This is a genomic window from Saccharothrix coeruleofusca, assembly GCF_014648515.1.
In the GTDB taxonomy this organism is placed as follows: domain Bacteria; phylum Actinomycetota; class Actinomycetes; order Mycobacteriales; family Pseudonocardiaceae; genus Actinosynnema; species Actinosynnema coeruleofuscum.
Genome location: NZ_BMRG01000012.1, coordinates 47983 through 56384, shown reverse-complemented (window position 1 = coordinate 56384; position 8402 = coordinate 47983). Strand labels below are relative to the sequence as shown.

The 8402-nt window shown below is 71.1% G+C and carries 9 protein-coding genes; 2 read left to right on the top strand and 7 right to left on the bottom strand.

Features of this window, described 5'->3' with window-relative positions:
- From IEZ00_RS25120 to IEZ00_RS25110, 3 genes are all read right to left on the bottom strand, one after another.
- On the bottom strand, positions 1-629 hold a 629-nt coding region (locus IEZ00_RS25120; RefSeq protein WP_229796067.1), incomplete at its 3' end, for a DUF427 domain-containing protein.
- 10 nt (positions 630-639) lie between these two features.
- On the bottom strand, positions 640-1161 hold the full coding sequence (locus IEZ00_RS25115) for a DUF305 domain-containing protein (protein ID WP_189225797.1): 522 nt from the start codon (positions 1159-1161) through the stop codon (positions 640-642).
- Positions 1158-2021, bottom strand: a complete 864-nt coding sequence (locus tag IEZ00_RS25110) for a DUF1996 domain-containing protein (RefSeq protein WP_189225796.1) — start codon at positions 2019-2021, stop codon at positions 1158-1160. The genes IEZ00_RS25115 and IEZ00_RS25110 overlap by 4 nt, the downstream gene beginning before the upstream one ends.
- 246 nt (positions 2022-2267) lie before the next feature.
- On the opposite strand from IEZ00_RS25110, the gene IEZ00_RS25105 reads away from it, so the two are divergent.
- Positions 2268-4400 carry a discoidin domain-containing protein gene (locus tag IEZ00_RS25105; protein WP_189225795.1) on the top strand — a complete coding sequence of 711 codons (2133 nt, stop codon included), beginning with the start codon at positions 2268-2270 and terminating at the stop codon, positions 4398-4400.
- Positions 4401-4465: 65 nt separating this feature from the next.
- Here IEZ00_RS25105 and IEZ00_RS25100 read toward each other — a convergent pair whose 3' ends face one another.
- Positions 4466-4882, bottom strand: coding sequence for a nuclear transport factor 2 family protein (locus IEZ00_RS25100; protein ID WP_189225794.1), 417 nt, complete (start codon positions 4880-4882; stop codon positions 4466-4468).
- Positions 4883-4900: 18 nt separating this feature from the next.
- Entirely contained in the window at positions 4901-5806 is a 906-nt protein-coding gene (locus tag IEZ00_RS25095) for an SDR family NAD(P)-dependent oxidoreductase (RefSeq protein WP_189225793.1), read from the bottom strand.
- Positions 5807-5896: 90 nt separating this feature from the next.
- Between IEZ00_RS25095 and IEZ00_RS25090 the strand changes: the two genes are divergently transcribed.
- A complete protein-coding gene (locus tag IEZ00_RS25090; protein WP_189225792.1) occupies positions 5897-6466 on the top strand; it encodes a TetR/AcrR family transcriptional regulator in 570 nt (189 codons plus the stop codon).
- Between the two features lie 12 nt (positions 6467-6478).
- Here the strand turns inward: IEZ00_RS25090 and IEZ00_RS25085 are convergent, their stop codons facing one another.
- Positions 6479-6760 (bottom strand): DUF4287 domain-containing protein, encoded by a 282-nt coding sequence (locus IEZ00_RS25085; RefSeq protein WP_189225791.1) that lies wholly within the window; start codon positions 6758-6760, stop codon positions 6479-6481.
- A 219-nt stretch (positions 6761-6979) separates the two neighbouring features.
- Complete coding sequence (locus tag IEZ00_RS25080; RefSeq protein WP_189225790.1) at positions 6980-8392, bottom strand: GH1 family beta-glucosidase; 1413 nt, start codon at positions 8390-8392, stop codon at positions 6980-6982.
- Between the last annotated feature and the right edge of the window lie 10 nt (positions 8393-8402).

The window sequence follows — 8402 nt, the reverse complement described above, 5'->3', positions numbered from 1 at the left end:
CACACGACGTTCTCGTGCACCTCCTCCCCCACCACCACCGACCAGTACTCGGCGGTCCCCTTGTAAGGGCACCCGGTCCTCAGGTCCGTGGGTCGCAGCAGGTCCATCCGCACGTCGGTCATCGGCAGGTAGTAACGCGGGGGCAGCCCGGTCTCGAACAGGATCACCGGCCTGCGCGAGTCCGCCACCAGCACGCCACCGACGGAGACCTGGACGTGCCTGCTGCTGGCCAGCGCGTCGATCCGCGTGTACGGGCTGCGGGGGTGGACGTAGACTGGCTCGTCCTCCTCGAACCACTCGTCCACCGCGTCCCACTCGACGCGCACCAGGCCGCGCAGCGGCTCCAGCGGTGAGGTCGGGTAGCGCAGCGCCGCACCTCCGGCCACCGCCGCGCCCGCCTTGACGTCGAACACCTCGCCGTCGCCGCGGCTGGGCGAGCGGCGGATCTCGCCGGTGGGCACGAGGGTGGCCCGCACGTCCTCGACGGGCACGTAGTACGTCGGGTAGTACGGCTTCTCCCACACCAGGAACGGGCGCACGGTGTCCAGGACCGGTTCCCCCGCCAGGTACGCCCGGACCCGTTTGGCCCCGGCCTCCACCCGCACCCGCCCGCGCTCGGCAGCAGTCATGCCACCGACGTTACGCCGATTCCAGGCGGCTCAGCTCCGCCAGCTGCGCGGTCCTGGCGCTGGACACCGCCGCGGCGAGGTCCTTGACCGCCTGGTTCGCGCCCGCGTCCAGTTCACCGCGGGCCACCAGGGCGGACTGGTCCAGGTGCTCGCGCAGCTCGCCCGCCAGACCCGAGGGGGAAAGCCGCAGAGCGGCCAGGTCCGCCTCGGTGACCAGGCCGGGCATCTGGTGGCCCGCGTGGAGGTTGGTGTCGGGCAGACCGGCCTCGGCTCGCAACCGTCTCAAGTGGACAAGTTCGCGCTGGTGGCTCTCCTTGACGGCGGCGGCGAAACCGGCCAGCTCCGGCGGGGCCAGGTCCAGCGCGGGAAGCGCCTGCTCGTTCATCGGGATCATCAGTTGCAGCCACGCGGTGTCGGTGGGGTTGAACGCAGGCGGGGGCGGTGGGGTTGGCGTGGAACAGGCCGCCAGGAGCAGCAGGGCCAGCAGGCCACCCCGGCGCGTCCGCTCCGGGGTGGCCTGGGTGCTGCTCACCGGGGCAGCCGGTAGTCGGGGCCGAGCGCGGCGCCCCGGTTGGGCTTGTACTGGTCGAAGCCGCGCGGGTCGCACTGCAGGCCGCCGTTGACGCAGTGGCTCACCAGCGCCTGGAGCGTCGGCCCGTCCCAGGCGTTCATGAAGTCGTAGTGCCAGGAGTACCCGCGTCCGCTGGACAGCCGGACCCGCGACATGTCGCCCGACACCGGGAAGGCCATCTTGAACTCCAGCATCGGCACCGCGACGGGGTGCGACGGCGGGCAGACCAGCGTCGCCCGGTCCGGGTAGGCCATGTGCGACTTGTGGTCGACCGAGTCAAGGTCGCGGCCGTTCCAGCAGCTGGGCGCCTGGTAGCGGATGTTGAGCTGGCTGCCCGGCGGGCACCACGCCGGGAAGTCCCAGTTGTGGAAGCTGTCGCCGCACTCCCAGCCCTCGACCGCGCCGGGGGCGCGCTGGAACTGCTCGCGGGTCGCGGCCTGGTCGCCGACGACGAAGCGCAGCCCGGCCGGGAACGACCGCACCTGCTGGTAGGCCAGGATTCCGGACTTGTAGTAGATGACCTGCGGACCGCTGGGGGCGACCACGGCGTCACCGTTGTAGAGCGTGGGGAACCAGTAGGCGGACTTGTCGTCGGGCGTCTTGCAGTTGGTGGCGCCCGCTTTGAGCGAGTCGTTGGTGCTGCCCGCGTTGGTCGAGTCGTTGCCCAGGAACGTGTGCATGTGGGAGGCCCCCGGCAGACCGGGGTAGACGATCGGGTCGTCCGGGCGGTGGGTGGTGACCGAGCAGTTGGCCTGGAACTCGTGGTGGGTGACCAGCTCATCGGCTTGCGCCGCTCGGTCGGCGGCCGAAAGGGTGGTCATGGTCAGGACCGCCGCGAGAACGGCGGGTAGCAGTAGTCGCTTTCGGGACACGGTTCCTCCTGCCTACGTGGGACGAGCCAGGCAGGAGAGCGCTCTCCAAACAGAGGCTCCCGGCATCCCGCGCGACTGTCAAGAGGGCCACCGGAAGCCATTCCTTGACAGCTGCGTAGCACTGACGTAACACTCCGTACGGGTTGTGAGAGCGCTCTCCCGCACATCAGCCCGCGAACCCCGGCAGGAGACGCCATGCAACGCCTCCGATCCGCCAGCCCGCTCGTCGCCGTGATCGCTCTGCTCGCGAGCCTGGTGCTCGCGCCCGGCGCTGCGAACGCCGCACCTGTGCTGCTGTCGCAGGGCAGACCCGCCGTGGCGTCCTCCACCGAGGGCGCGGGCACACCCGCCGAGGCCGCTGTCGACGGTGACGGCGGCACCCGCTGGTCCAGCGCCCGCAGCGACCCGCAGTGGCTGCGCGTGGACCTGGGCGCGACCTCCGCGATCAGCCGGGTCGAGCTGGACTGGGAAGCGGCCTACGCGACCGCGTTCGAGCTCCAGGTCTCGGCGGACGGCGCGAACTGGACGACCGTGCGCTCGGTCGCCAACGGCACGGGCGGGCGCCAAGGCTTCGACGTGACCGGCACCGGCCGATACGTCCGCGTGCACGGCACGCAGCGCGCCAACGGCTACGGATACTCCTTGTGGGAGTTCAGGGTTTTCGGCACTCGAGGGGACGGCCCCCAGCCCGGCACGGGGGTCCGGGTCACCGGTGGCCAGGGCGACTGGCAGCTCACCGTGGACGGCGCACCGTGGGTGGTCAAGGGCCTGACGTGGGGGCCACCCGCCGCCGACGCCGCCCGGTACATGCCGGAACTGCGCTCCATGGGCGTGAACACGCTGCGCACGTGGGGAACCGACGCCTCGACCCGGCCGCTGCTCGACGCCGCGGCGGCCAACGGCCTGCGCGTCATCAACGGTTTCTGGCTGCAGCCCGGCGGTGGCCCCGGCAGTGGCGGCTGCGTCAACTACGTCACCGACACCGCCTACAAGACGTCCATGCTCGACACCATCCGGCAGTGGGTCGCCGCCTACAAGGACCACGCGGGCGTGCTGATGTGGAACGTGGGCAACGAGTCCATCCTCGGCTTGCAGAACTGCTTCTCCGGCGCCGAGCTGGAGAACCAGCGCGTCGCCTACGCCCGCTACGTCAACGAAGCGGCGCGGGCCATCCACGCCATCGACCCCGACCACCCGGTGACCAACACCGACGCGTGGACCGGCGCCTGGGTCTACCTCAAGGCGCACGCGCCGGACCTGGACCTGTACGCGGTCAACTCCTACGGCAACGTGTGCCAGGTGCGCCAGGACTGGATCGACGGCGGCTACACCAAGCCCTACATCCTCACCGAGGCCGGGCCCGCCGGTGAGTGGGAGGTGCCCGACGACGTCAACGGCGTGCCCGCCGAGCCGACCGACGTGCAGAAGCGCGACGGCTACACGCGGGCGTGGAACTGCATCATCGGCCACACCGGCGTTTCCTTCGGTGGCACGCTGTTCCACTACGGCACCGAGTACGACTTCGGCGCGGTGTGGTTCAACCTGACCCCGGCGGGCAAGAAGCGGCTGGGCTTCTACGCGGTGCAGCGCGCGTTCGGCGGCGCGACGCCCGCCAACACCCCGCCGGTGATCACGTCCATGTCGTTGAGCCGCACCACCGACGTCCCGGCAGGCGGCCAGTTGTCGATCGACGTGGCGGTCGCCGACCCCGACGGCGACCCGATCACCTGGTCGGCGGCGTTCAACAGCAAGTACGTCGACAACAGCGGCGCGCTGGTGCCGACCCCGGTGTCGGTCAGCGGCAACCGCCTCACCGTCACCGCGCCGGACCGGCTGGGCGTGTGGAAGGTCTACGTGATGGCCGAGGACGGTCGGGGCAACATCGGCATCGAGACCAAGTCGATCCGCGTCGTCGCACCGCCGGTGGCGGGCACCAACGTGGCGCTGGGCAAGCCCACCACGGCCTCGTCCTACCAGCAGGTCGGCGACGGCGCACCGTTCCCGCCCTCCAACGCCACCGACGGCGACGCGGGCTCGCGCTGGGCCAGCGACTGGAGCGACCCGCAGTGGCTGCGCGTGGACCTGGGCGCGTCGACCACCTTCCAGCACGTGCAACTGGTGTGGGAGGGCGCTTTCGGGCGCGCGTACGAGATCCAGGTCTCCGACGACGGCAACACCTGGCGGTCGGTCCACGGAACCACTTCGGGCAACGGCGGCGTCGACTCGATCGACGTGACGGCGACCGGCCGGTACGTGCGGGTCAACGGCACGCAGCGCGGTACCGGCTACGGCTACTCGCTCCACGAGTTCGGCGTCTACCGGCGCTGACCACCGGATGCGGTGGGGTTGTCGGGCGCAGCGGTCCGGCAACCCCACCGGTCGACGCGTCGGGCTCAGCTCTCGGGAGCTTCGAGCAGCCACGGCCCCAGCAGCGCGGCCACGGTGACGGGGTTGGAGTACTCGCGGATGCGCCGGATGAGTCCGTCGCGGACCTCGAACTTGAAGACGTACCGGTTGCGGTACGGCTTCCCCGTCACCGCCTGGGTCATCTCGCCGCGGCACTCGACGAAGACCGTCGTTCCGTCGGCGAAGAACTCCTTGTCGTGCCAGGAGATCAGGTCGAAGGCGGTGGTGCCGGAGCGCAGCCAGTCCAGCAGGGCCGCCTTGCCCTCGAACCTGTCGACCGGCTCCAGCGCGCCGTGCGCGGTCAGCGGGACCTCCATGACGACATCCGGCGCCAGCAGCGGTTCCAGGACCTCCGGGGACTTCGATTCCGTTGCGGTGAAGAAGGCTTCAGCGTGCCTGCGCATTGCGTGCTCCTGCTGGGTTCAGGCGTCGGTGGTGGCGCGGATGTGCTCGAGGTGGTCCCACAGGGACCGCTCGCGGTCGGGGTCGTACGACTCGTCGGACGAGCGGGCCACCTTGGTGCGGTCGATGTAAGCGCCGGAGGGGGCGTCGACCCGACCGGCGATGGCGTCGGCGAGCTTGCGCCCGGCAGCGGCCGGGGAATCGGCGAGCGGGGTGAGCGCCAGGGGCAGGGCGAGCCACCGCATCGCGAACCTGCCCGCGGCCCCGGCGTCCCGCGAGAGGCCGGTCCTGGGGACCAGGCCGGGGTTGTAGGAGACGACGGCGATGTCGTCCGGGAGCCGCCTGGACCACTCGTGGACGAGGTGGATCGCGGCGAGCTTGCTGGTCGTGTAGGCGGTCCGGCCCGCCTTGACCGAGTCGGGGTCGGGGAAGGCGCCGGGGCGGGCCAGCACCTCCGGGGGCGACCACCGGGGCGGCGGCATGGCGCCGCCGCCGTGGCGGAAGTCGCCGAAGTGGGTGTCGCTGACGGTGATCAGGACGCGCGCGGGGGCGCGCAGGCTCGGAGCCAGACCTGCGATGAGCAGGTGGTTCGCGAGCACGTTGACGGCGAAGGTGGTCTCGTAGCCATCGGGGGTGGCGTGCCGGGCGTCGCCCAGCGAGACCCCCGCGTTGCCCGCGAAGCCGGTCAACGGGGGCAACTCGCCGCTGTCCAGCATCCGCCGAACCGCCTCGACGGCGGCTCGGACGCTGGCCAGGCTCGCCAGGTCGACGTCGACCGGGATGGTGCCGGGCAGGGGCGGCGCCGCGCCGGACCCGCCGCGGGCGAGCACCACGAGGCGCAGCCGCGGGTCCCGGCGCAGCAGTTCGGCGGCGGCCACGCGGCCGATGCCGCTCGTGGCTCCGGTCATCACCAGGGTGTGCATCATCGCCCCATCCACTCAGTTAACATTGGAAACAGAGAACACCATTACGGTAGACAATGTCAACTGAAGTGGATGGCCGATTACCATGTCCCGGTGACGACGCGCTCCGAGACCGCAGCCGCGACCAGGCAGGCCCTGCTCCGGGCGGCCGAGGACCTGCTCGACCGGGGCGGGGTGGAAGCGGTGACGCTGCGCGCCGTGGGCAGCGGAGCGGGCGTCTCCCACTCCGCCGCCTACCGCCACTTCCCCGACAAGGACGCGATGCTCGCGGCGATCAGCATCGCCGCGTGGGAGGACCTGACCCAGCGGATCCACGACATCGCCGCGCACTCCGTGCTGAGCCCTGCGGCGGCGCTCCGCGAGGCGATCGGCGTGCTCGTCACCATCGCCCGCAGCAGGCCCAACCTCTACCGCCTCATGCTGACCCGCGCGCCCTTCGGCCCCGCCGCCTCGGAAGTCGGCGCGCGCTCGCAGGACGTCTTTCACACCCTCGTGGCCCGCGTCGTCCCAGTCGATCAGGCGCGGCCGTTCTCCGGGCTGCTCCTGGCTGCGGCCCACGGCGTCGCCGACCTCGAACTCGGCGGCTACCTCGACGCGGGCAAGTACGAGGCCGACGGCGACCAGCTCATCGATCTCCTCATCAGGATCCTGCCGACGCGCTGAACGGCCACGCGGTCAGCGGTTGGCGAGGCCGTCCACGCGCAGCGTCGTGGACTCGTCCCGGTGCGCCCCGGCGCTGCCCACGTGCTTGTCGCCGATCTCGGTGCCGTTCTTGAGCACGTGGTACAGCGCCATCCCGTGCCCACGCCCCAGGTCGTAGTCGGCCTTGAGCCACTCCAGGACCACCCCGGCCTTGGTGGTCGCGTCGTAGCCGCGCTCACCGGCCTCGGCCAGCAGCTCGGCGGGGGTCTTGCCGGTCTTCTTCTCGATGCCGTCGAGGTAGGCCTGGAAGGACACGTCGTTCTCCGTTCATCAGCGGTACTGGGACGACCCTACGACGAACCACCCCTCACCGACAACTTTTATTTTCGGTCCGGACGTGCTCGACTCCGCCGTCGTGCTCCCCCGCCGTGCTCATCACCGACGCGCCGGACACCACGACGCGGGCCCCGGCCGGGAACGTCGAGGCGATCCTCGACGGCCCGACCGGGGCCCGCGTCCGGCTCAGATGAGCTCTCAGCTCCCCCGCACCCGGCGGATGACGTCCCGGTACCACAGCGCGCTGCGCTTGGGCGTGCGGACCTGCGTCTCGTAGTCCACGTGCACGATGCCGAACCTCTTGTCGTACCCGTAGGACCACTCGAAGTTGTCCATCAGCGACCACGCGAAGTAGCCCCGCACGTCCGCCCCCGCCTGGCGCGCCTTCGCGACCGCCGCGATGTGCGAGTCCAGGTAGGCGGTGCGGTCGTCGTCCCGCACGAAACCGGACTCGTCGGGCCGGTCCTCGAACGCGGCGCCGTTCTCGGTGATGACCATCGGCACACCGGGGTACTCCCGGCTCAGCTGCACCAGCAGGTCGGTGAAGCCCTCCGGCACGATCTCCCAGTCCATCGCGGTGACCGGCTTGCCGAAGCGCACCACGCGGTCCACCGGGTGGCCGTCCTCGTCGGCGACCGCGCCGTCCTCTGCCACGCCGGAGTGCTTGGAGCTGGAGTAGTAGTTCACGCCCAGCACGTCGATGGGCTGGGAGATGATCTCCAGATCCCCGTCCCGCACCGGGATCTCCACCAGGCGCTTGGCCAGGTCCGCCACCACGTCCTCGGGGTAGTGCCCGCGCAGCAGCGGGTCCAGGTAGATGCGGCGGGACAGGCCGTCCGCGCGGCGGGCCGCCTCGCGGTCGGCTTCGCTGTCGGTGGCCGGTGAGGCGTGGCCCATGTTCAGCGTGATGCCGAACTCGGTGGGCGGAGTGGCCGCCTCGCGCATCCGCCCCAGCGCCAGGCCGTGACCCAGCAGCAGGTGGTGCACCGCGTGGATGGCGGCGGTGAAGTCCTGCCTGCCCGGCGCCTGCCTGCCCTCGTAGTAGCCCAGCATCGCCGAGCACCACGGCTCGTTGAGCGTGGTCCAGGTGCGCACCCGGTCGGACAGCGCGTCGAACACCATCATCGAGTAGTCGGCGAAGCGGTAGGCGGTGTCGCGCACCGGCCAGCCGCCCGCGTCCTCCAGCTCCTGGGGCAGGTCCCAGTGGTAGAGCGTGACCCAGGGGTCAACGCCCTTGCCCAGCAGCTCGTCCACCAGCCGGTCGTAGAAGGCCAGGCCCTTCGGGTTCACCGGGCCGCGGCCGTCGGGCTGCACGCGCGGCCAGGCCACCGAGAAGCGGTAGGTGTCCACGCCCAGCGAGCTGATCAGCGCGACGTCCTCGGGCATCCGGTGGTAGTGGTCGCAGGCGACGTCGCCGTTGTCACCGTTGTGCACCATGCCCGGAACGCGGCAGTAGGTGTCCCAGATGGACGGTCCGCGACCGTCCTCGTCCACCGCCCCCTCGATCTGGTAGGCGGAGGTCGCCACGCCCCAGCGGAACGAAGCGGGCAGGGTGTCGATCGCGGGTTCGATCGCGAGATCGATCCCGACGGTCGGCGCCGTGGTGTCCATTGATCTCCTC

Excerpts from the sequence above, each read along its gene's own strand:
- IEZ00_RS25095 (WP_189225793.1), bottom strand. The coding sequence starts at position 5,806 with ATGATGCACACCCTGGTGATGACCGGAGCCACGAGCGGCATCGGCCGC.
- IEZ00_RS25105 (WP_189225795.1), top strand. The coding sequence starts at position 2,268 with ATGCAACGCCTCCGATCCGCCAGCCCGCTCGTCGCCGTGATCGCTCTG.
- IEZ00_RS25080 (WP_189225790.1), bottom strand. The coding sequence starts at position 8,392 with ATGGACACCACGGCGCCGACCGTCGGGATCGATCTCGCGATCGAACCC.
- IEZ00_RS25100 (WP_189225794.1), bottom strand. The coding sequence starts at position 4,882 with ATGCGCAGGCACGCTGAAGCCTTCTTCACCGCAACGGAATCGAAGTCC.
- IEZ00_RS25110 (WP_189225796.1), bottom strand. The coding sequence starts at position 2,021 with ATGACCACCCTTTCGGCCGCCGACCGAGCGGCGCAAGCCGATGAGCTG.